A 22,426-nucleotide genomic window follows, 5' to 3' on the forward strand; every position below is an offset into this window, starting at 1 on the left:
GTCGGGGAAGAACCAGGGGGGCGGCCGAAGCCGACCCGTCACTCGGCCGCGTCGCGCGTGCTGGTGCCGCTCGCGCCTTGCCCGAAGCGGCGCTCGATATAGTCGACGACGATGCCCTCGAAGTCCTTGGCAAGCGTCGGGCCGCGCAGGGTCATCGCCTTCTTGCCGTCGATGAAGACGGGGGCGGTAGGGGTCTCGCCGGTGCCGGGGAGCGAGATGCCGATATCGGCATGCTTCGATTCGCCGGGGCCGTTCACGATGCAGCCCATCACCGCAACGTTGAGGCCCTCGACGCCCGGATATGTCTTCTTCCATTCCGGCATGGAGGTGACGAGCCAGTTCTGGATGTCGCGGGCGAGTTCCTGGAACGTGGTCGAGGTGGTGCGGCCGCAGCCGGGGCAGGCCGCGACCATCGGCACGAACGTCCGGAACCCCATGGTCTGCAGGAGTTCCTGCGCCGCCTTGACCTCGACGGTCCGGTCGCCGCCGGGCTCAGGGGTCAGCGAGTAGCGGATCGTGTCGCCGATGCCTTCCTGGAGCAGCACGCCGATGGCGGCGGAGGCCGCGACGAGGCCCTTCGAGCCCATGCCGGCCTCGGTCAGGCCGAGATGGATCGCGTAGTCCGAGCGGCGGGCGACCTCGCGGTAGACCGCGATCAGGTCCTGCACCGCCGAGACTTTTGCCGACAGGATGATCTTGTCCTGGGGCAGGCCGAGTGCCACCGCGCGGTCGGCCGAGCCGAGCGCCGACTGCACCATGGCCTCCCGCATCACGGCGCGGGCATCGATGGGGCGGGCCGACCGGGCGTTCTCGTCCATCAGGTGGGTCAGGAGCTCGCCGTCGAGGGAGCCCCAGTTCGCGCCGATGCGGACGGTCTTGTTGTAGCGGATCGCCTGCTCGACGATGGTCGAGAACTGGACGTCCTTCTTGGCCTTGAAGCCGACGTTGCCGGGGTTGATCCGGTACTTGGCCAGCGCCTCGGCGCAGGCCGGGTGGTCCGTCAGCAGCTTGTGGCCGATGTAATGGAAGTCGCCGACGAGCGGGACGAAGCAGCCGATCCGGTCGAGCCGTTCGCGGATCTTCGGCACGGCCGCCGCCGCCTCGTCGCGGTCGACGGTGATGCGGACGAGTTCGGAGCCGGCGCGCGAGAGTTGCGCGACCTGGGCCACGGTGCCGTCGATATCCGCCGTATCGGTATTCGTCATCGACTGAACGACGATGGGCGCGCCGCCGCCGACGGTGACTGCACCTTCGCCGTGCCCGACCGTGACGCCCACCGAGCGGTGGCGTGGCAATGGACCTGCCACCTCCGGACCCGTCATGTTGGGGCTTTCGGGAGCGATCGGATTCGAGAGGGCGTCAGGGGCTTCCATGGCTTCCATCTGGGACCTTGGCGTCGGGCGGCTGACCCGGGTGCCATCCTATCCGATGACGCGAGCACTCGCGACCTGAGTTAGCTGTGACCGGCCGAAGCCATCGTCAACCATGCAAGACGCATGGCTGACGGCGACACCGCCGGCACGCCGGCATTTGGGGCGCTTCATGTCGCATCCCAGGCGCGATGTCGAGCCGGGGAGGCAGCTGTTGCCGCAATGCAGCAGGATCGTGGAGGAAGGGTCCGGTGTCCGGCCTTTCAAGGAGGAACCACGACGGACAGCCATGCGCTCCACCATTTGAACCAGCGGGCCTCAAGACCATTTATTGCTGCGCAGCATTACGGTTTGCGTTGCAACATCCCGTCGCGAGGTTCGCATGGATTACGCCGGCACCACGTCCGACACGACGCCCCCCTACACCGTCGTCCCCGAGGGAGCGGTCCAGGGCACGGAGCAGCCGAAGCCCTTCGACGGCAAGGGGCGTATCCTGGCCGGCCCGCGGGCCGAGAAAACCGTGGCGCTGGCGCTTCAGGGCGGCGGCGCGCACGGCGCCTTCACCTGGGGCGTGCTCGACGCCCTGATCGAGGACGGGCGTCTCGCCTTCGACGCGGTCACCGGTGCGAGCGCCGGCGCCATGAACGCGGTGGTGCTGGTCGACGGCTGGCTCGCGGGCGGCCCGGACGGCGCGCGTGTGGCGCTCGAGACCTTCTGGCACAATGCCAGCCTGGACGGTGCGATGCTGCCCTCGCAGCGCCGCGTGGTCAGCGGCCTGTTCGGGATGTTCCAGGACAATCCCGTCTTCGACTTCTGGATGAAGGCGTTCGCGCCGAGCCCCTACGTCTCCAATCCGCTGAACTACAATCCGCTGCGCAAGGCCCTGGTGAAGACCGTCGATTTCGGGCGACTGCGCGCGGCCGACACCGCCCAGGTCTACGTCTCGGCGACGAACGTCTGGACCGGCAAGCTCACGCTGTTCGAGCGCGACGGGCTCACCCCCGACCACTTGATGGCGTCGGCCTGCTTGCCCACAGTGTTCCAGGCGGTGGAGATCGACGGCGTGCCCTATTGGGACGGCGGCTATCTCGGCAATCCGGCGCTCTATCCCCTGCACCAGGACGACGCCGATGGGGCACGCACCCGCGACATCCTGATCGTGCAGATCAACCCGGTCGAGCGCTGCGAGACCCCGCGCACGCGGGACGCGATCGAAAACCGGCTCAACGAGATCACCTTCAACGCCAACCTGATGCGGGAATTGCGTGCCATCGACGTGATGCACCGGCTGCTCGCCGAGCAGACGCCGGGCGGCGAGAAGGACAACCGCGTCTTCGTCCATCGCATCGACGGCACCGAGGCGCTGGACGACTACGACGCTTCGTCGCGCCTCGACGCGCGCTGGAAGGGTCTCAAGCGCCTGCGCGACCGGGGGCGCGAAGCGGCGAAGCTCTGGCTCGAGGAGCGCTTCGACAGCGTCGGACGCGAATGCTCTCTGGATCTGAAGAGCGCGTATCAGTAGACGCATCAGCCGCTTGCGCCGGTGTGCGTGCGGTGGCGCACATGCTATGGCGTGCCGATGCGGGCCTTGGGATTAAAGCCCGGCATCGGCACGTTTCCCTATTATGATTTTCGACAGATCGCGCTCCAAGCGACCCGACATCGTCGATCTGCTGCCGCCGCTGCGGCGGTATGCCCGGTCGCTCACCCGCGATTCGTTGAAGGCGGACGACCTCGTCCACGATACGCTGGTGCGGGCGCTCGAGGCGAAGGGGTCGCTGCGGGCCAACACCAATCTGCGCACTTGGATGATGACGGTGCTGCACAACGTCTTCATCGACGAGCAGCGCCGCAAGCGGGTCGAGGCCCGCCATGCAGACGTGCTGGTTCAGCTGAGCGAGGACGTCGCCTTGCCCGCCCAGGAGGGGCAGGTCCGCCTCTCGCAGATCCGCAAGGCCTTCGAGACCTTGCCCGAGGAGCAGCGTGCGGCCCTCCACCTCGTAACCCTCGAGGGCATGGCCTATGCCGAGGCGGCGGCCGTGCTCGGCATCCCGATCGGCACGCTGATGTCGCGGCTCGGACGCGGCCGCGCGGCCCTGCGGGCCTTCGAGGACAACGAGCCGACACGCGTGCAGGACACCGTCAACGACGCGAGGCGCCCCAACGGCCCTCCTGAGCGTGGGCGTCCGCAGCTCCGCCTGGTTGCGAGCGACGGACGCCCGGAGACGGCCGACGGCGAACCGGCATCGGCCGATGCGTCGTCTCGCAGACAGGCCGTCGGCGAGGCGTGATCGTCGAAATTGAAAAACAAGACATGACGGGGCGGAATAGTCCGGAAAGGCAGGTGGCGTGATGATCGACCCGATCACGGAAAACGATCTCGCGGCGTACGTCGATGGCGAGCTGAATTCGATCCGGCGTCTCGATGTCGAGGCCCATCTCGCGCGCCATCCCGAGGATGCGGCGCGGGTCATGGCCGACATGCGCGACCGCGACGCCCTGCGCGAGATCTTCGCGCATGCGCCGGGTGCGGGGCCGGAGCGCCTGCGCACGTCCGCCCGCCGCCTCGACCGCTCGATGGCCTGGCAGCGGGTCGGCGCACGGATGCGCCGGGCTGCAGCCATCGTGGTCCTGGTCGGGGCCGGGTGGCTCGCCCATACCGATATCGGCACCTTCGGCGTGCCCGACACCTACGCCTCCACCATCGATCCGTCGCTGCTCGAAGAAGCGCAGCGGGCCCGTCAGGCCGTGCTGATCCGCGCGAAGACGCATTCGCAGCGCCCGGTCTCCACCTACGATCGCGCCGACCTCGAAGCGGCCACCGGCCTGTCCCTGCCGGAGCTTCCCGACGGCTGGAGCGTGCGCGACGTCCAGGTCTTCCCGGCGCGGCAAGGGCTCGGCGTCGAGGTGGCGATCTCCGCGGGGACGCTCGGCGACCTGTCGCTCTTCGCCACGCGGAAGGCCGAGGGCAAGAACGGCTCCGACGCCCTGAGCCGCTCGACCGACGGCGCCACCGCCTATTGGCGTGCGGGCCAGACCGCCTACGCCCTCAGCGCCAACGGCGACGGTGCGGAGATCGGCACCGCAGCCGCGAGGCTCGCCGCCAAATAGTCCATCCCCGGACCATGTTCGAGGCCGGGTATCGGCCGGCCTCCCTGCGCCAAGTGCTGCGCTCAAGTGTTGCGCCGTCGACACGATCCACACGTGCCTCGCGGCCTTTGAAGCGCCTTTGGCCTTGTCCGGGCGCATGAGCGCGCAACCGAAGACACACGTCACGACAAGAGCTTGACCGTTGTTCGGACGATGTGTCCGGCTTAACGATGAAGGGCAGTTTTAGATTCTGTCCAAACTGCTGGAATTGCAGAGCATTCCTGTCCCGTTACTGAATCCGTTCAATCTGCGGTCGGATTGGTGTCCGTCATGCAGATCTGGAATGCAGACGGGGCTGGCATCATGCGCACGACACGGGACGGCGTCTGCGGACGTCGCGGCATTCATCACGGCCTGATGGCCGGTGTCGCCGCGGCGGCGCTGCTCGCCGGCCTCGCGTCGGCCCAGGCCCAGGCGTCGAAGCCGCCGGGGACCTCGAACACCCCAGGCCCCGTCGCGGGCAGCACGACGACCCTCGACGAGATCTCGGTCGAAGGCCAGCTCCCGACCTTCGGCACCAAGGGCTTCGTCGCCACGCGCTCGACGGCGGGCATGAAGGGCAACGACTCGATCCTCGAGACGCCGGCCACGGTGAGCGTCATCACCCGCGAGGAACTCGACGTCCGCGGTGTGCAGGACATCAACACGGCAGTGGCCTACACGCCGAACGTCCAGGCCGTGGATTATCCCGGCGGCCAGGGCGGCCCGACCTTCACGCTGCGCGGCTTCAACGCCAACAACTTCGACAACGTCTACGAGGACGGCCTGCGCTACGGCTTCAACTCGTTCGACCAGAACATCGAGCCCTACGCCTACGAGCGCATCGACGTGATCAAGGGCCCGATCTCGGTGCTCTACGGTGCCGGGCAGCCCGGCGGCATCATCAACCTCGTCTCGAAGCGCCCGAGCTTCACGCCGTTCAACGAGGTCTTCATCCAGGGCGGCAACCGCAATCGCATCCAGGCCGGCTTCGACCTGACCGGCCCCGTCGAGGGCGCGCCGGACTTCGCCTACCGCATCACCGGCCTCGTCCGGAACGCCGACAGCCAGGTCAAGTTCACGCCGGACGACCGCACCTTCATTGCCCCCTCCGTGACGTGGCGTCCCGATTCCGACACCTCGCTCACCGTGCTCGCGAAATATGCCGAATATCGCGGCGGCGGCTCCGAGCAGAGCCTGCCGATCGTCGGCTCGATTATCCCAAGCGCCCGCGGTTTCTACCAGCGCGACCTCTTCGTCGGACAGCCGAACTTCAACACCGGCCTCCTGGAGAACAAGGAGGCCGGCTACATCTTCGACCATACCTTCGCTCCGGGCTGGCTCTTCCATTCCGCGTTCAGGGCCTACGAGACCACCTCGAAATACGACGCCACCGGCGCCGCGCCGGCCATGACGCCCGCGAATTTCCTCTCGGTCTCCGTCTTCCCCTATCTCCGCGATCAATCGAGTCAGGGCCTACTCACCGACAACCACGTCGAGGGCCAGTTCGATACGTTCGGCGTCCAGCACAACGTCGTCTTCGGCGTCGACTTCCAGAACTACTACCGCCGCGACGCACGGACGTTTCCGAACGGCTACCCGACGGCTGCCGCCAACCGGCTGATCGACCTGTATAACCCGGTCTACGACCTCTCGATCGCCTTCCCGCTGCGCACGAATGTCGGCACGCGCGCCTCGCAGCAGCAGACCGGCGCCTACTTCCAGGACCAGATGAAGTGGAACGGCTTCATCCTGACGGGCAGCGTGCGCAACGACTGGGTCGACCAGGAAATCCGCACGACCTTCAACTTCCCGAACCTGCCGCTCCCGACCTTGAACCGGACGACGGTGAGCCAGCAGAGCTTCTCCGCCCTGAGCTATCGCGTGGCTTTGGGCTACGAGTTCGATTTCGGCGTGGTGCCCTACGCGTCGTACTCGACCTCGTTCAACCCGCAGATCGCCGGGCAGCGCGCCAGCGGCGCGGCGCTCGACCCCCGCGAGGCGAAGCAGGTCGAGGGCGGCGTGAAGTGGCAGCCGGTGGGCACCAACCAGCTCTACACGGCCTCCTATTTCGAGATCACCCAGACCAACATCCCGCTGGCCGACCCGCTCAATCCCGGCTTCTTCATCCAGACCGGCGAGGCGGTCTCGCGGGGCTTCGAGCTCGAGGGCAAGGCGAATCTCTTCGAGGGGTTCAACCTGGTATTCGGCTACGCGCATCTCGAGACGGCAGTCACCAAGAACCCGACGAATCCGGCACTCGTCGGCAATCGGCTGCCGAACGCCCCGAACAACAGCGTCTCTCTGTTTGCCGACTATGCCTTCCCGCTGGGTTCGCCCTTCGGCGGCTTCCGGGCTGGAGCCGGCGTACGCTACATCGGGCAGCGCACCGACGCCAACAACGTCGACGACATCCCGTCCTATGCCCTGGTCGACGCATCGCTGAGCTACGACCTCGCCCAGCTCGATCCGGCCTGGAAGGGCGCCGTGCTCTCCGTGAACGCCACCAACCTGTTCGACCAGCGCTACTTCAACGCCGGCTTCTACACGGGCTACATCTTCGAGGGCTTCCGCCGCAGCGTCTTCGGCACCCTGACCTACCGCTGGTAGGCACGCTTTCCGCCACCGCGAAAACTCCGCTTCACGGCGGGGTTCCTGCGTTTTGCGGTGCATCCGCCCCGCGCCCGGTCGATGGCGATCCGCGCTCTATTCCCCGGCACGCGTGCCTGCCGTATGGCACGGGATCAGGTAGAACCGAGCGAGCGCCTTGGAAGAAGCCCTCTATCGATGGCTCGAAGCGACGGCGTCCGTTCGCACGGACGTGCTCGCGCTGCTCGGCGTGGGCTTTTCGCTGGCCGTGAGCATGCACGTACTGCTGCGCAAGAGGGTGGTCGGCGCGGCGATCGGCTGGATCGGGCTCGCCTGGCTGGCGCCGGTCTTCGGCAGCGCCTTCTACCTCACCTTCGGCATCAACCGGGTCGAGCGCCGGGCGCGCAAGCTCAAGCGCAAGCCCTCCCAGCAGATCGACGAGACCCCCCAGGCCACCGCCGTCGTACCGGAGGCCTATGCGGCCCTCGACCGGGCCGTACGTGCGGTCACCGGGCTGCCGACCGTGGCCGGCACCGCCATCGCCGTGTTCCGCAACGGCGACGAGGCCTATCCGGCGATGCTGGCGGCGATCGGCAGCGCGCGCCAGAGCGTGGCCATGTCGAGCTACATCTTTCGCGACGACGCCATCGGCCGGGAGTTCATCGCGGCGCTGAGCGCGGCCAAGGCGCGCGGCGCCGAGGTGCGGGTGATCGTCGACGGCATCGGCAGCGGCTATTTCAGGCCCGCCGCGTGGCGGCACCTGACCCGCGCCGGGGTGACGGCGGGGCTGTTCATGCATTCGGCCCTGCCCTGGCGGATGCCGTTCCTGAACCTGCGCACCCACAAGAAGGTCCTCATCGTCGACGGGGGCGTCGCCTTCACCGGCGGCGTCAACGTCTCCGACGGCAACCGGCTGGCGACCAAGCCGAGCTTCCCGATCCGCGACACGCATTTCCGGATCGAGGGTCCGGTGGTCGAACAGCTCGCCCAGGCCTTCGCCACGGACTGGGCCTTCGTCTCGGGCGAGGAGCTCGAAGGCGAACGCTGGCTGCCGCCGCTGACGCCCGTCGGGGAGATCACCGCGCGGGTGGTGACCTCGGGGCCGGATGCCGACATCGAGAAGATCGCGACCGTGATCCTTCAGGGGATCACGTGTGCGCGCAGGTCGATCCGCCTGACGACGCCGTATTTCCTGCCCAACGAGCTGATCACCAGCGCGCTCGGCCTCGCCGCCGCGCGCGGGATCGCTGTGGACGTGGTCATCCCCCGGCGCAGCGATCACCGCTTCGTCGATTTCGCGACGCGGGCGCATGTCGGGCCGCTGCTCGAATCCGGCGTGCGGATCTGGCTCGACGAGCCGCCCTTCGATCATTCGAAGGCACTGGTGATCGACCGGGAATGGAGCTTCATCGGCAGCGCGAACTGGGATTCGCGCAGCTTCCGGCTGAATTTCGAGTTGAACGTCGAGGTCTACGACACGGCGCTCGCCGAACGCCTGGACGACTTCATCCAGGCGAAACGGGAGACACAGCTGACGCAGGCCGATCTCGACGCCCGCGGATTGCCCGTCCGCCTTCGCGATGCAGCCGTGCGACTGCTGCTGCCATATCTCTGATCCGCCGGCGCTGCGGAGCGTCCTCCGTGGCTGGCGCGAGGTGCACCACGATCGGGCGATGGTCCGAGAGCCCGCGCGGCAGCACAGCGCGTTCGTGGCAGACGAGGCCGCGCACGAGACAGCGGTCGAGGCGCAAAGGCGCGACCCCGATCATGGCATGCGTCGACCGCCGGGGACCGACGTCGCGAAAACCCGGCAGCAGGGCCGGCCCAACGATGTTGTAGTCGCCGAGCACCGCGGCGCGGGCCGGCAGGTGCTGCTCGATGCGGCGGAGCTGGCGCCGGTTCAGCATCTGACCGTGCGAGAGATGCACGTTGGCGACGCCGAAATCGCCGAGGTCGAGCACCTGGCAGACCCGGTCGACGATGATCCCGGAGGGCAGAGTCACCACCTCCGGCGGCGTCGCCCAGGGCTCGCGGCTCCAGATCGCCGGGCCGTGAATCCGGCCGGGCAAAGGTGCGCGCGCAAAGACGCCGCCGATGCGGTCGGTAATTGCCGCGATGCCCTCGGTCGCCTCCTGCATCAGCACGAGGTCGGGCTTTTCGCGCTCGACGAGGGCGACGATGCACTCCACCGCCGCGCCGGTCCGGCGCAGCAGGTTCCAGCTCACGATTTTCTTGGCGCCCGGAGGAAGGGCGGTGCCCGCCTCGCGGTGGCGCGCGGCGGAGAGGTCGCGGAGGCGTCGAATCATGCGCGCAGGTTTCGCTCGCCGGTGTCTTTAGGATGGCAGCGCGGCCGTGTGACCGTCACGAAGACGTGTGGATCACTTCGCGGCCTTGGCTTTTTCGGCGAGGGACGCGAGCCCGGCTTCGTAAATTCCCGCGATCGTCGCCGTCGCCTTGGCGTCGTCCGCGCCTTTGGCCTCGAACACCCCGAACCACGTCACCCGCGAGCCCTCGCCGCCGGGCGTGACGGCCAGGGTCGAGATGTAGCCGGCCACCGGCAGGGGGCCGTCGAGGATCGCGTAGCTGTAGCTCATCTTGTCGTCGCTGCGGGACAGCTCGGTCTCGACGATGGTGCCGCCGCCGCCCTTCAGGGTCAGCTTTCGGATCGGCTTGCCGTCCTGCATCGAGGCCTCGCAGTTCTCGATGGCCGGATGCCAGTCGCCGATACCGCAGAAATTGCCGATGGTGTCCCAAACCTTGTCGGGTGGCGCAGCGACGGTGATCGCCTTGACCACTTCGAGCGCAGGCGCGGCCGTGGCCGTCAGCGCCAGAAGCGTGGCGGCGCAGAATGCGGATCTGATCATGGGACGTCCTCCGGCGCGGGCGCTTCTGCAGCGAACGCCTCGCGCGACAGGCCGGAACTAGCGGGCGCGCGCGACTTCGCCAGGGACGACGACGGAGCGCAGCGCCGCAGGACCAAGAAACCCGCGGTGTGCCGCCGGCGCCAGTTGTCCGTGAAGAGCGGCCGAGAGCAGTGCGCCCCGCCAAAGGTGCCCCTGTCGAGCGGCTTTTCCCCGTGGCATAGGTGGCGTCGACCGCCACTGCCCAGGAGACGACGCCCCGTGACAGAACCGAACCCGCGCCAGCCCGACCACGCCATAGAGCCGTTCTTCATCGAGCGCTGGTCGCCGCGTGCCTTCACCGGCGAGGCCGTGCCGGAATCCGAGCTGTTGCGGATGTTCGAGGCGGCGCGCTGGTCGCCGTCTTCCTACAACTCGCAGCCCTGGCGCTTCGCCTATGCGCTGCGCGGCACGCCCGAGTGGCAGACGTTCTTCGACCTGATCCTGCCCGGAAACCAGAAATGGGTGAAGGATACCGGCGCGATCCTGTTCATCGCCTCGAGCGAGAAGATGAAGGTCGGCGACGAACTGAAGCCCTCCGCCAGCCACTCCTTCGACGCGGGCGCGGCCTGGCAGAGCCTCGCGCTGCAGGCGACCCGGCAGGGCTGGCACGCGCACGCCATGGGCGGCTTCGACAGGGAGCGCGCGCCGGAGGTGCTGCGGCTGCCGGCGGATCACCGCATCGAGGCGGCCATCGCCATCGGCCGCAAGACGCCGCATGACAGCCTCACCGAGGAGGAGCGCGAGCGCGGCAAGCCGAACGGCCGCCGCCCGATCGGCGACTTCGCCTTCAAGGGCGGTTTCCCGCCTCGCGCAGACTAGCGACCCGACGCACGTGCTGACCCCCGCCTCCGACCATGCGGCGCTCGTCGCCGGGTTCTCCTGGGACATCCCCGACCGCTACAACATCGCGGCCGACGTCTGCGACCGCTGGGCGGCGCCCGAACCAGACCGCACGGCGATCCTGGAGGTCTCGGAGGCTGGCGCCGCCGCGCCGGTGAGCTACGGGCGGTTGCGGGAGGATTCGAGCCGCCTCGCCAACGCCCTCGCAGCACGCGGCATCGGGCCGGGCGACCGGATCGCGGTTCTGCTGCCGCAATCGGCGGCGGTGGTGGTCGCGCACCTGGCCGCGTACCGCCTCGGCGCCATCGCCCTGCCGCTGGCCGGGCTGTTCGGTGCGGAGGCGCTACGCTACCGGCTGACGGATTCCGGCGCGCGCGCCGTCGTCACCAACGCGGCCGGCCTCGCCAAGCTGGAGCCGATCCGCAACGCGCTGCCGGACCTTTTCGTCGTTGTCTCGGTCGATGGACCGTCCGACGGGGCCGAGAGCTATTCGGAGCTGCTGGCGGAGGCCTCGCCCGACTTCGCGACACACGACACCGGCCCCGACGATCCGGCGCTGATGGTCTACACCTCCGGCACGACCGGCCTCGCCAAGGGCGCGCTGCACGGCCACCGCGTGCTCCTCGGCCACCTGCCGGGCTGGGCGATGATGCACGATTTTCCGGCCGAAGGCGGCGGCCTGATGTGGACGCCGTCCGACTGGGCCTGGGCCGGGGGGCTGCTCAACGTACTGATGCCGAGCCTGCGCCGGGGCATGCCGGTGGTGGCGCGGCCGCTCGGCCGCTTCGAGCCGGAGGCGGCGTTCCGGCTGATCGCGGACTTGCGCGTCACCAACGCCTTCCTGCCGCCCACCGCCCTGCGGATGCTGCGGGGCGTCGCGCGGCCGCGCGAAACCTTCGACCTCTCCGCGCTGCGCAACATCGCCTCGGCCGGCGAGGCCCTGGGGCCGGAGACCTTCGCCTGGGCGCGGGATGCGCTGGGGCTCACCATCGGCGAAGCCTACGGGCAGACCGAGTGCAACCTCGTCCTCGCCTCCTGCGCCCGCGCCGGCGTGGCGCGCCCCGGCTCCACCGGCATGCCGGTCCCTGGCCACCGCGTCGCGATCCTGCGCGATGATGGGAGTGAGACGGCGGTCGACGAGGCCGGCGAGATCGCCGTGAAGGCGCCCGACCCGGTGCTCTTCCTCGGCTACTGGAACCAGCCCGAGGCGACCGCTAAAAAATTCAGGGACGGCTGGTGGATGACCGGCGACACCGCCCGGCGCGACGCCGACGGCTACGTCCACTTCGTCGGCCGCGACGACGACCTCATCACCTCGGCTGCGTACCGCATCGGCCCGACCGAGATCGAGGATTGCCTGCTGCGCCACCCTGCGGTGGCCCTCGCAGCGGCCGTCGGCAAGCCGGATGCGCTGCGCACCGAGATCGTGAAGGCGTTCGTAGTCTTGCGCGAAGGGTTCGTCGCTTCGGATGACCTCGCCGCCGAGATTCAGGCCTTCGCGCGTAAGAACCTGTCGGCGCACGAGTATCCGCGTGAGGTCGCCTTCCTCGACGCCCTGCCGATGACAACGACGGGCAAGATCATCCGGCGGCAGCTGCGGGACGGAACCGCGTAAGGCGGTTCGGGTCTCCGTCATCGCGCGCGCAGCGAAGCGATCCAGGGCCACATCCGCGACGACCTGCGTGTTGGCCCTGGATCGCTTCGCTGCGCTCGCGATGACGGGCGGGGTACCGGCCGCATTTATACCGTTTCCGGCTGAATCGTTCGGCATGGCTCGCGCGTCTCCTCCACCTTTGGGGGAGGTGGCCGCGAAGCGGACGGAGGGGGCGGCACTGTCGTTTCTCAGTACCGGGCGTGGTGCGGCCCACTCCACCGCGCTTCGCACGGTCCCCCTCGCCCAGCGGGCGAGGAGATGCACGAAGACCGCTTCGATCAATCGGAAACTGCCTCACACCGCCAGCGTCGTCTTCACCGTCTCGACCAGTTGCTTCAGGCTGAACGGCTTGGCGAGGTAGTCGAAGGACTCGCCCTCGTGCAGGTTCTTGCGGAAGACGTCCTCCGCGTAGCCCGAGACGAAGATCACCTTGAGGTCGGGCCGGTGCTTGCGCAGCTCGCGCAGCAGGGTCGGCCCGTCCATCTCCGGCATCACCACGTCCGAGACGACGAGGTCGACGGCGTAGTCGTGCTCCTCCATCAGGCGCAGGGCTTCGGGGCCGGAGGCTGCCGCGAGCACGGTGTAGCCGCGGGCCATCAACGCGCGGGAGTTCACGGCACGCACCGGATCCTCGTCCTCGACGAGGAGGATCGTCGCCTGCCCCGTGGTGTCGGCGGCGGGAGGTGCTGAGGGCGTGCCCATCGGGGCAGGCTTCTGCAGCGCCTCGCTCAGGCGCTCCTTCGCGATCTTGGCCGAGGTGGCGGGGCGCGGCGGCGGCTCGATCGCCGGCACGGCGGTCTCGTCGACGGCGGGCTCGGCCTCGGGGATGTGGCGCGGGAGGTAGATCCGGAAGGCGGTGCCCTCGCCGACCGTCGACTGGACGTCGAGGGTGCCGCCCGACTGCTTGACGATGCCGAACACCGTCGAGAGGCCGAGGCCGGTACCCTTGCCGATCTCCTTGGTGGTGAAGAACGGCTCGAAGATCTTCTCCATGATCTCGGGCGGGATGCCCTCGCCGGTGTCGAGCACCTCGATCAGCACGTGCTCGCCGGCCGACACCTCGGCCGGGCGCGCTTCGCCCTCCGTGACGTTGGCGGTACGGATCAGCAGCTTGCCGCCGGTCGGCATGGCGTCGCGGGCGTTGACCGCGAGGTTCACGATCACCTGCTCGAACTGGTTCACGTCGGCCTTCACCGGCCAGATGTCGCGCCCATGCTTGAGGTCCAGCGCCACGCGCTCGCCGAGGAGGCGCTTCAGCAGCAGGGTCAGGTCGGCCAGCGCCTCGCCGACGCTCATGACCTCCGGCCGCAGGGTCTGGCGGCGCGAGAAAGCCAGCAGCTGGCGCACCAGGCTCGCGGCCCGGTTCGCGTTCTGCTTGATCTGCATGATGTCCTGGAAGGCGTGGTCGGTCGGCCTGTGGCTCGCGAGCAGCAGGTCCGAGTAGCCGATGATCGCCTGGAGGACGTTGTTGAAATCGTGCGCGATGCCGCCGGCGAGCTGGCCGACGGTGTCCATCTTCTGGGCCTGGGCGACCTGCTGTTCGAGCTGGCGCTGGGCGGTGGTGTCGAGGGCGTAGAGGATCACGCGCTCGCGGTCGGTCTGCGCGGGCGCGCTGTCCTTCGATCCGTCCTTGGCAGCCTCCTTGGCCGCCTGCGGCGCGTCGCCGTCGGCCGGGCTCATCCAGACGCGGACCGAGCGGTTGCCCGGGCCGGCCAGGGCCACCTCGATCGGCTCGATCTCGCCGGTGCCGCTGGCGGCCTTGATCAGCGCGGCCTCCAGCGTGCCGCGGTCGCGCTCCAACACCGCCTCGCGCATCATCGGCTCGGGCGCGTCGCTGGCCGCGCCCTCGCCGGGCTGGCGCGGCATGGCGGTGAAGAGCCGCACGAACGAGGCGTTGGCGCGGGCGACCCGGCCGTCGCGGTCGACGGTGGCGATGGCGATCGGGCTGTTGTTGAGGAAGCGCGCGAGCCGCACCTCCGCCGCGCGCTGCGGCTCGTCGCTTTCGGCGCCGGCCGAGCGGTTCAGCACGAAGGTCCGCGAGGGGCCGGGCTTGCCGTCCTGGCCGTAGGCGACGCGGTGGTAGAGGCGCGCGGGCAGCGGATGGCCGTTGCGGCGGCGCAGGTCGATGTCGAAGCGGTCGGTGCGGACCTCGCCCGGCATCCCGGCCGCGCCGGTGAACACGTCGGCCCCCGGCGCGATCTCGAGGAGCTTCAGGCCGCCCGAGCCGACCGTGGCGAGGTCGTAGCCGAGCCAGGAGGCCAGCGTCGCGTTCATGTAGACGACCGAGCCGGCGCCATCGATCGAAAGGAAGCCGGCCGGCGCGTGGTCGAGATAGTCGATCGCGTGCTGGAGTTCCTGGAAGACGTTCTCCTGGCGCTCGCGCTCGTGGGTGATGTCGCTGACCGTCCAGAGCGCGGCGTTGCGGCCGTGGCGGGCGACCGACCGCACGGAGATGCGATACCAGGCGGCGTCGCGTTCGGCCGCGCCCACGGGGGGCGGAGCCATGCGGATCTCTTCCGTGTGGCCACGGTCGTCGCGGGCGGCCTGGGCGAGGCGGTAGACTGCCTCGGACACCTCCGGCGCGCCGACGAAGATGCGCTCCACCGGGCGCAGCGTGTTGAAGCTGTCGCCGCCGGCGAGCCGCATATAGGCCTCGTTGGCGTAGATCAGGCGGCCGCCCTCCTCGACCACGACGGTGCCCTCCGGCGCCGCGTCGACGATGCCACGGGTGATGTCGTCGCGGCCCGAGCGGCCGGCGAGCTGCAGCGCGCCGATCGCCAGGGCGAACAGGAAGAAGACGCCGGCCATCGCGAGCAGGGCCAGCAGGCCGAGGATCAGCGGCTGCGCCTGGTCGCTGGCAACGAAGGACAGGCCCACCGCCGCGCCGACGAGTAGCCCCGCCAGCATCAGCAGCAGGCCGACGCGGCCGGGCCGCTCCGACCGGTCGATCGACGTCGCCCCGGGGGCTGCCGCCGCTGCTGCGCTCTCCTCAGCCATCAGGCCCCATCCATCCGTCGAGCCCTGTCCTGCCGCCCGCACGGGCCCGGCGGAAACGTCAGCGAAGCGACGGAAAAGTCTCGCGAAAAAAGGTGGATAAACCGTGGCGTTCCGCGCCGGTACGGCCCGTCGCGTCACGCCGCCCGTTTGCGCAGGCGAAGCACGAAACCGATCACCTCCGCAACCGCGCGATAATGCTCAGCCGGGATCTCGTCGTCGATCTCGACCGTGGCGTGCAGCGCGCGGGCCAGCGGCGGATTCTCCAGCACCGGCACGCCCGCCTCGGTGGCGACCGCGCGGATGCGGAAGGCGAGGGAATCGACGCCCTTGGCGACGCAGATCGGCGCGCCCATGCCCGGCTCGTAGCGGAGCGCCACGGCGTAGTGGGTCGGGTTGGTGATGATGACGGTGGCGGTGGGCACGGCGGCCATCATCCGCTTCTTCACCCGCTGATGCATGAGCTGCTTGCGCCGGCCCTTCACCTCGGGGCTGCCCTCGCTCTCCTTGTGCTCCTGCTTCAGCTCTTCCTTCGTCATCCGCAGGCGGCTCCGCCAACGGTGGCGCTGGTAGAGCGCATCGCCGAGCGCGATCGCGACATAGGCCGCGAGCACGCCGCCCATCATCTTGAGGGCGAGCGCCAGCACCGCCCGCAGGCCCGCGGCCGGATCGAGCTGCGCGAAGGCCTCGAGCCGGTCGTGCTGGCCCCACAGGATGGTGCCGCCGACCACGCCGACCACGCCGAGCTTCGCCAGTCCCTTGCCGAACTGGACGAAGGCCTCGATGCCGAGCAGGCGCTTCATGCCGGCCATCGGCGAGATCCGCTCGAATTTCGGGGCGAGGCTCTGCGCCGTGAAGACCGGCGGATGCTGGATCATGCCCGCCGCCAGCGCCGCGGTGGCGACCATCGCAGCCGGGATCGCGATAGCCTGCAGGAAGATGATCAGGACGCGGCCCGCGAGCCCGGCAAAGGCCTGCGGATCCGACGGGATGGCGTGGGCATGCGCCAGGAAGCCGCGGATGTCGGTCATCAGCTTCGTCGCCACCGGACCGGCCGCGAGCATCAGTGCCAGGGTGAAGGCCCCCAGCATGAAGAAGGTGTTGATCTCGACCGAGTTCGCGACGTTGCCCTTCTCGATCGCCTGATCGATGCGCCGTTGGGACGGTTCTTCGGTCTTGTCTTCCTGGTCGGCGCCCTCTGACATGGCTCAGTAGGCTCCGGAGCGCTGCGCGCTCGGCATCGGCGCGCCCGCTACCGCCCGACGAGATCCCCGAGATACCGGCCGAGATCGTCCAGAAAGACCCCCATCACGACGCCGAGGGAGGCGAGCAGGATCAGCATGCCGAGCAGGATCGAGGCCGGCACCGCGACGAAAAAGACCTGAAGCTGCGGCATCAGCCGCGAGAGCACGCCGAGCCCCAGATTGAACAGGATCCCGAAGGCGACGAAGGGCGCCGAGATCTGGATGGCGAGGGTGAAGCCGCGCGCGACCGCCTTGATCGCGAGCTGCGCCGCATCGCCGAAGGCCGGCAGGTCGTTCGGTGGAAGAAGCACGTAGCTGCGGCCGATCGCCTCGAGCGCGAGATGGTGCAGGTCGGTCGCCAGGATCAGCGTGACCCCGAGCAGGGACAGGAAGTTGCCGAGCGTCACCTGCTGCGAGGCCGTCATCGGGTCGACGGTCATGGCGTAGGACAGGCCGAGGGATTGCGAGATCACCACGCCCGCCGTCTGCAGCGCGGCGAGCACCATGCGCACGGTCAACCCGAGCACCAGACCGATCAGGATCTCGCCGAACAGCACGCCCATCAGCGCCGGCCCCGCGATGGCGCCGCCCGTAGCCGGCAGGAGCGGGCGGACGGTGGGAAACAGCACCAGCGTCACCAGCAGGGCCAGCGACAGCCGCAGGCGCGCCGAGATGTTCTGCTCGCCGAGGCCCGGCATGAGCATCATCATCACGCCCACGCGCCCGAAGGTCAGCAGGAACGCCGCCGCGATGCCGGGCAGGAGGAGGTTCATGGCCCTTCATAGCAGAAGGCCGCCTCACCCGCCGGACGCGATGCGTTCGGCGATGCGGCCCATGTAGGAGGCGAGCGCGTCGCCCATGAACGGCAGCATGAACAGCAGCGCGGCGAACACGGCGACGATCTTCGGCACGTAGATCAGGGTCTGTTCCTGGATCTGCGTCAGCGCCTGGAACAGCGAGACCGCGAGACCGACGATGAGCGCCACGATCATCAGCGGCCCCGCCACTTTGAGGAAGGTGACGATCCCGTCGCGGGCGATGTCGAGGATGGCGAGGCCGGTCATTGATTTTTGGGACTTTGCGCTGCGGTTTCTTGTTCCCTCTCCCCTCTGCGGGAGAGGGTGGCCCGCGAAGCGGGTCGGGAGAGGGGAGCGACGGTTCCGGAGAGGGCGCTCCCCTCTCCCGACCCTCGCTGACGCGAGGGCCACCCTCCCCCAATCCCAAGTCGGGCCTGCCCGACTTGGGCACTTGAAGTGCAGATCTCGGGCAAGCCCGAGGTCTGTGGGGGAAGGGAAGAAACCGCGCGCTAGATCGGCATCCGCATGATCTCCTCGTAGGCCGAGATCACGCGGTCGCGCACGGCCACCAGGGTCTGGAGGGCGGTCTCGCTCTCGGCCACCGCGGTGACGACGTCGATGACGTTGGCCTTGCCGGTCGCGGCCGAGAGGGTCTGCGCGTCGGCCTTGGCGCCGGTCTGCGCCACCGTATCGAGGGCCTGGGTGAGCAGCGAGCCGAAGCCGCCGCCGGCCCCGCTCGCCTGCATCGGCTTCGGCGCTGAACCCGGGCGGGCGATGGACTGGGCGGCGGCGTAGGCGCCGGCGGCGAAGGCGGAGGTGGCCATGGCGGTCAGGCCTTCAGGATTTCGAGGGTCTTGGAGATCATCCGCCGGGTGGCGGTGACCATGTTCAGGTTGGCCTCGTAGGAGCGCTGGGCCTCGCGCATGTCCATGTTCTCGATCAGCCCGTTGACGTTGGGCATCGAGACCTCGCCCCTCGCGTTCGCCGCCGGGTTGCCGGGGTCGTACTTGGTGCGGAAAGCGGTCTGGTCGCGCCGGACCCGGCCGGTCTCGACGAGGGTGGCGCCGAGCTCGTTGTCGAAGCGGCTGGTGAAGGTCGGCACCTTGCGGCGATAGGGTTCGCCGCCAGGGGTCTTGGCCGAGGAATCCGCGTTGGCGATGTTCTCCGCGATGATCCGCATCCGGCCGGACTGGGCCTTGAGCCCCGAGGCGGCGATGCCGAGCGTCTTGAGGAAATCCATGGCGAGCTCCTGTTATCCGGCTCAGCGCTTGCCGACGGCGATCTTCAGGGCGTCGAGGCTCTTCTGGTAGAGCGAGGCGACCATCTGGTAGTCGCTCTGGTTCTCGCCGGCCTTCATCATCTCTTCCTCGAGATTGACGCCGTTGCCGCCGGGGCGGATCTCGAAACCCTTGAAGCGCTTGGGGGTCGCGTTCGGCCCGTCGGCCGTGGCGAGGCCGATATGCTTGACGTCGGTGCGGGCGAGCCCGTCGCCGCCGACGATCGCGGCCGACGGTGCGGTCATTCCGCCCGGCCCCGAGGAACTGCCGATCTCGGCGAGGTCGCGGGGCTTGAAGTTCGGCATGTCGGCGTTGGCGACGTTCTCGGCAAGCAGCGCCTGGCGCGCCTGGTGCCACTGCATCTTGTTGCGCAGCATGCCGAGGATGGGCAGGTCGGTGAAGGACATCGCGGCCGATCCTCGCCCCGCCGCGGCGGCTTACCCGGCACGGATTGCCGAGCGGCCCGCTCCGGGTCGGCAAAATCTGCCGCCTCCATGGTTAACGTCGCGTTAAAGCGTGGGCGGATGGACCGCCTTCGGACTTGCGGCCGCCCGGGATGCCGGATCCCTGCGCGAAGCTGTTAACGAAGTTTTTACCTTTGTTGCCCGCGGCGGGGCCGGACGCGATACTCTCGCGCGGCGTCGCATGCCCGGCCGGCTTGGCCCGGACAACGAGAGTGTCCCGTCTTGCCAGAGTTCTTCAGTTCGGACGGTCGCGGGCGTGCTGGCGGGCGTCTCGGGCCGGCCCGCGGCACCGGTCTCTCCGGCATTCGCCGTCGTCGCCAGGGAACCGAGGGCGATCGTCAGCGATGCGATCGTCCGGATCAGTCTCAGCACCCGTCTACCTCGATCTTCGCCCCACCCACGCCAACGTCGACACGCTGCTGAGGTTCGGCCGGCTTCGTTAACGGTGGGTTAACCCTGCGGCGATGCGCTGACCACCCGAACCTGCTTCATCCGTGCCGACCTGGGCAAAGATATGGACCGGAGGCAGCCGGACGATGGCGGGCCGGCCGTCCGCCCGGTGGCCGAATCGGACCGCGCGACGCGGTGGCGCAACGATGCAACGCCTGTGCAAAACCGTACGGACGCCCCGCAAAACGCAGCGGACAATCCCGGGAAGGCCCTCGGCCGGCAGCACAATGTCTGTTTTTCGCCCAATCCTGGTCTTAGAGGTGCCCGGAACACGGTCTAGCCCGCCGGATACGCAGGTGGCTTCTTCGAGGATCCTTCAGCCCATGTCCCTTCCGTCGAGACTTTGCGCCGTGGCGCTCCTCGCCGCCGCGCTCGGCGGCTGCAACGCCATCGGCAGCGCGCTTGGCGGCAACAGCGGCGTGATGCCGGAGAGCGAAGTCGGTCCCCCGCCCTCCATGCGCGGTTCGATCAAGACCGCCCGCGAGCGCACCACCACTGCCGTCGACGACGACGGCAACCCCGTCTCCACCGCGCCGACCCGGCAGCTCGCCCTCCCCAAGACCGTGAAGGGCGAGACGCGCAGCGCCGATTCCGGCCCGCGCCGCATCAACCGCGAAGACCTCGAGGGCGCCGACACCAACCGCCGCAGCGGCGGTGGCGGCGGCATGACCCCGGCCATGACCGGCGGCGGCGTCGGCCTCGGCGGCAAGTTCTGATTTTTTCGGATTGACCGCCGGCACGGCTCTGCCCGAGCCGGCGTCCGGTTGATCCATTCGCTGCCGTCTTTGCGGACACAGGCGGGCGACCGCCGCCGCAGGCCTACAGCGCCGGTGCCTTTCGCCCTCCGTAATGCCCGTCCAGCCGCTCGCCATAGGCCGGATCCGAAAACGGGTCCTCGCCCGGCCCGTGCGTCGGCGCGCCGTCCAGGGTTTCACGGTCGATGTCGACGACGTAGCCGCCGAGCTCCACCGAGTAGGTCAACGCCTTCCAGGGCAGCGGGTGGTAGGCTTCTCCGATCCCGAGAAAGCCACCGAAGGACAGCACCGCGTAGGCGACCTGTCCCGAGACCTTGTCGACCATGAAGTTGTAGACGGAGCCCAGGCGCTCGCCGGCTCCGTCGAAGACCGGCGTGCCCTCGACCTTGCTCGAGGCGATCAGGCGACCGGTTTCATCGATTGCCACGCCCTCACCGGAGGATGGGTCGAGCTCCAGGCTGCCCGGCTGCTTGAGCCGGCGTTCGTTCGGAAACTCGGTCGGCAAGTCGGTCGGCATCGGCTGTTCCCTGGTGACGGATTACGAGGGCGGGCAAAGCGCGGGGGCGGCGATGGGTTCCCCGGCCCATGGAGGCCCCGGACATTGCAGCGAAATGTCGCCGAGGCGACAGAAGCTCCAAGGCAATGGCCCCGCGTGTCACCCGGACTATAATCAACCCAAGATCGTGCACCGAGACGTCATCGTTGTACGGGGGAGACCGACCGTTGGACGCGGACCGTGATGACACCGATCATGACACCGAGGCCTTGTGCAGCCAGGCACGCGAACTGCTCGGGACGGCAGCATCGTTTCGCGTGCGCGTGCTGCTCGACATGATCCTGATCGAGCTGGCGCGCGATGCCGCCACCCGGATCAGCGCTCCTCGATCTGACTCACCAGACGAATCCTGAGCGGCGTCTCGCCGGCTTCGTCGCGCACGGTGAGCACCAGTGTGGTCTCCTTCGAGTCGGAAGCCTCCGCGGCGAGGAGCTTGATGGCCACGCTCAGGGCCTCTTCCCGGACGGCAGCCCTGTCCGCCAACTCGCGGCCGACCTCGTCGTGAATGTCGACGCCGTCGTGCACATCAAAAAAGAAGCGAGGCACTTACAACTCCCGATAGGCGCGGCGGGAGCAGGATAAACTCACGATCGCAGGATCCGCAGCCCGAAAACTGCGATTGTGCGCAATCTACTGGCCACCAATCCAATGGCAAGTGTGTCCCTTCGGTTCAGACTGCCGAGCTCGTTTCAGGATTCTGTTTTGCGTTCGGCTTCTGCCTGCCGCAGGTCGAGCCGTCGGCGCAGGCTCCGGCTCGCCAGGAGCATCTCGACGCCGAAGAGCGTGAGCGCGCCGAGCGTGCAGAGGATGCCGAGGCCGAACAGTGCGAACAGCACGTCGGCCACCGTCGCGTCGCGGAGCGCGCCGACGAACAGCGTGAGCACCGCACCGCAGACCGCGACACCGCCAAGCGTGCAGAGGATCACCGCCGCATCGAGGATCAGGGAGCGCAGCCGCAGGGACTCGATTCGCAGCAGCATGCGGTCGCGCTCGGACCGGGGGGCCGAGCCGATCCGGTCGGACAAGTCATGCGCCTGGTCGGCGACGCGGGCGAGCCGGTTGCCGAACACGTTGAGCAGGGTCGCGATGCCGCCGAGCAGGAAGACGGGGGTCAGCGCGACCTGGATGACATGGGCGACGGTATCGAGGGAGGTCGGCAGGTCGGTCGGGGACATGGCCGGGAGATAGAGGGCTTTCGGACAAAATGGGTACCCGGCGCGTCGCCGGAGGGCGCGGCATGCGCGGCGGGGGACTCCCGCATCTCGAAGGCGTGCTTGGATGCGACAGGCTCGAAGGGGACTGCCGTGGGTTGGAATCCGGACCGGCCACGCCCTCTTGCGCCCCGTGGAGGCCGGCCGTACGGGCATGCCGCGACGCCCGGGGATGGGTCGGGTCATCGACCTG

General features: G+C 68.8%; 22 protein-coding genes. 9 read left to right on the plus strand and 13 right to left on the minus strand.

What is annotated here, in order from left to right; translation table 11 throughout:
• Nucleotides 1-38: 38 nt before the first annotated feature.
• Nucleotides 39-1,382 (minus strand): flavodoxin-dependent (E)-4-hydroxy-3-methylbut-2-enyl-diphosphate synthase, encoded by a 1,344-nt coding sequence (ispG, locus tag FV217_RS05840; RefSeq protein WP_147815241.1) that lies wholly within the window; start codon nt 1,380-1,382, stop codon nt 39-41.
• Nucleotides 1,383-1,752: 370 nt separating this feature from the next.
• Here ispG and FV217_RS05845 point away from each other — a divergent pair, with 370 nt between their 5' ends.
• From FV217_RS05845 to FV217_RS05865, 5 genes are all read left to right on the plus strand, one after another.
• Nucleotides 1,753-2,892: a patatin-like phospholipase family protein gene (locus tag FV217_RS05845; protein WP_147815243.1), complete on the plus strand. Its 1,140-nt coding sequence runs from the start codon at nt 1,753-1,755 to the stop codon at nt 2,890-2,892.
• A gap of 103 nt (nt 2,893-2,995) precedes the next feature.
• The gene (locus tag FV217_RS05850; protein WP_147815245.1) at nt 2,996-3,661 is read left to right on the plus strand and encodes a sigma-70 family RNA polymerase sigma factor; all 666 of its coding nucleotides are present in this window, start codon (nt 2,996-2,998) and stop codon (nt 3,659-3,661) included.
• A 61-nt stretch (nt 3,662-3,722) separates the two neighbouring features.
• Nucleotides 3,723-4,481, plus strand: coding sequence for an anti-sigma factor (locus tag FV217_RS05855; protein WP_147815247.1), 759 nt, complete (start codon nt 3,723-3,725; stop codon nt 4,479-4,481).
• A 342-nt stretch (nt 4,482-4,823) separates the two neighbouring features.
• Nucleotides 4,824-7,109, plus strand: a complete 2,286-nt coding sequence (locus FV217_RS05860; protein WP_246682723.1) for a TonB-dependent siderophore receptor — start codon at nt 4,824-4,826, stop codon at nt 7,107-7,109.
• Nucleotides 7,110-7,266: 157 nt separating this feature from the next.
• The gene (locus tag FV217_RS05865; protein WP_147815249.1) at nt 7,267-8,703 is read left to right on the plus strand and encodes a phospholipase D-like domain-containing protein; all 1,437 of its coding nucleotides are present in this window, start codon (nt 7,267-7,269) and stop codon (nt 8,701-8,703) included.
• Here FV217_RS05865 and FV217_RS05870 read toward each other — a convergent pair.
• Nucleotides 8,594-9,394 carry an endonuclease/exonuclease/phosphatase family protein gene (locus FV217_RS05870; RefSeq protein ID WP_147815251.1) on the minus strand — a complete coding sequence of 267 codons (801 nt, stop codon included), beginning with the start codon at nt 9,392-9,394 and terminating at the stop codon, nt 8,594-8,596. The genes FV217_RS05865 and FV217_RS05870 overlap by 110 nt on opposite strands.
• Nucleotides 9,395-9,466: 72 nt before the next feature.
• Entirely contained in the window at nt 9,467-9,952 is a 486-nt protein-coding gene (locus FV217_RS05875) for an SRPBCC family protein (protein ID WP_147815253.1), read from the minus strand.
• Nucleotides 9,953-10,210: 258 nt separating this feature from the next.
• Between FV217_RS05875 and FV217_RS05880 the strand changes: the two genes are divergently transcribed.
• Both FV217_RS05880 and FV217_RS05885 read left to right on the plus strand, forming a co-directional pair.
• A complete protein-coding gene (locus tag FV217_RS05880) occupies nt 10,211-10,810 on the plus strand; it encodes a nitroreductase family protein (protein WP_147815255.1) in 600 nt (199 codons plus the stop codon).
• Between the two features lie 13 nt (nt 10,811-10,823).
• Nucleotides 10,824-12,446, plus strand: a complete 1,623-nt coding sequence (locus FV217_RS05885) for an AMP-binding protein (protein WP_246682724.1) — start codon at nt 10,824-10,826, stop codon at nt 12,444-12,446.
• Between the two features lie 333 nt (nt 12,447-12,779).
• Here the strand turns inward: FV217_RS05885 and FV217_RS05890 are convergent, their stop codons facing one another.
• The 7 genes from FV217_RS05890 to flgB all read right to left on the minus strand — a co-directional run bounded on the left by FV217_RS05890 (nt 12,780) and on the right by flgB (nt 19,204).
• Nucleotides 12,780-15,482: a response regulator gene (locus tag FV217_RS05890; RefSeq protein WP_147815259.1), complete on the minus strand. Its 2,703-nt coding sequence runs from the start codon at nt 15,480-15,482 to the stop codon at nt 12,780-12,782.
• Between the two features lie 134 nt (nt 15,483-15,616).
• On the minus strand, nt 15,617-16,684 hold the full coding sequence (gene flhB / locus FV217_RS05895) for a flagellar biosynthesis protein FlhB (protein WP_147815261.1): 1,068 nt from the start codon (nt 16,682-16,684) through the stop codon (nt 15,617-15,619).
• A 47-nt stretch (nt 16,685-16,731) separates the two neighbouring features.
• Entirely contained in the window at nt 16,732-17,496 is a 765-nt protein-coding gene (gene fliR, locus FV217_RS05900) for a flagellar biosynthetic protein FliR (RefSeq protein WP_147815263.1), read from the minus strand.
• Nucleotides 17,497-17,520: 24 nt separating this feature from the next.
• A complete protein-coding gene (gene fliQ, locus FV217_RS05905) occupies nt 17,521-17,787 on the minus strand; it encodes a flagellar biosynthesis protein FliQ (protein ID WP_147080603.1) in 267 nt (88 codons plus the stop codon).
• Nucleotides 17,788-18,029: 242 nt separating this feature from the next.
• Nucleotides 18,030-18,344: a flagellar hook-basal body complex protein FliE gene (gene fliE / locus FV217_RS05910; protein ID WP_147815265.1), complete on the minus strand. Its 315-nt coding sequence runs from the start codon at nt 18,342-18,344 to the stop codon at nt 18,030-18,032.
• Between the two features lie 5 nt (nt 18,345-18,349).
• Nucleotides 18,350-18,760 carry a flagellar basal body rod protein FlgC gene (gene flgC / locus FV217_RS05915; RefSeq protein ID WP_147815267.1) on the minus strand — a complete coding sequence of 137 codons (411 nt, stop codon included), beginning with the start codon at nt 18,758-18,760 and terminating at the stop codon, nt 18,350-18,352.
• Between the two features lie 21 nt (nt 18,761-18,781).
• Complete coding sequence (flgB, locus tag FV217_RS05920; RefSeq protein WP_147815269.1) at nt 18,782-19,204, minus strand: flagellar basal body rod protein FlgB; 423 nt, start codon at nt 19,202-19,204, stop codon at nt 18,782-18,784.
• Between the two features lie 830 nt (nt 19,205-20,034).
• Here flgB and FV217_RS05925 point away from each other — a divergent pair.
• The gene (locus FV217_RS05925; RefSeq protein WP_147815271.1) at nt 20,035-20,427 is read left to right on the plus strand and encodes a hypothetical protein; all 393 of its coding nucleotides are present in this window, start codon (nt 20,035-20,037) and stop codon (nt 20,425-20,427) included.
• Between the two features lie 103 nt (nt 20,428-20,530).
• Here the strand turns inward: FV217_RS05925 and FV217_RS05930 are convergent, their stop codons facing one another.
• Nucleotides 20,531-20,971: a PRC-barrel domain-containing protein gene (locus FV217_RS05930; protein ID WP_147816037.1), complete on the minus strand. Its 441-nt coding sequence runs from the start codon at nt 20,969-20,971 to the stop codon at nt 20,531-20,533.
• 218 nt (nt 20,972-21,189) lie between these two features.
• On the opposite strand from FV217_RS05930, the gene FV217_RS05935 reads away from it, so the two are divergent.
• Complete coding sequence (locus tag FV217_RS05935) at nt 21,190-21,375, plus strand: hypothetical protein (protein ID WP_147815273.1); 186 nt, start codon at nt 21,190-21,192, stop codon at nt 21,373-21,375.
• Here the strand turns inward: FV217_RS05935 and FV217_RS05940 are convergent.
• Together FV217_RS05940 and FV217_RS05945 are read right to left on the minus strand one after the other, a co-directional pair.
• Nucleotides 21,338-21,568: a hypothetical protein gene (locus FV217_RS05940; RefSeq protein ID WP_147815275.1), complete on the minus strand. Its 231-nt coding sequence runs from the start codon at nt 21,566-21,568 to the stop codon at nt 21,338-21,340. The genes FV217_RS05935 and FV217_RS05940 overlap by 38 nt on opposite strands.
• A gap of 143 nt (nt 21,569-21,711) precedes the next feature.
• On the minus strand, nt 21,712-22,197 hold the full coding sequence (locus FV217_RS05945) for a DUF2721 domain-containing protein (protein ID WP_147815277.1): 486 nt from the start codon (nt 22,195-22,197) through the stop codon (nt 21,712-21,714).
• Between the last annotated feature and the right edge of the window lie 229 nt (nt 22,198-22,426).

It is taken from the genome of Methylobacterium sp. WL9, assembly GCF_008040035.1.
GTDB classification, from domain to species: domain Bacteria; phylum Pseudomonadota; class Alphaproteobacteria; order Rhizobiales; family Beijerinckiaceae; genus Methylobacterium; species Methylobacterium thuringiense.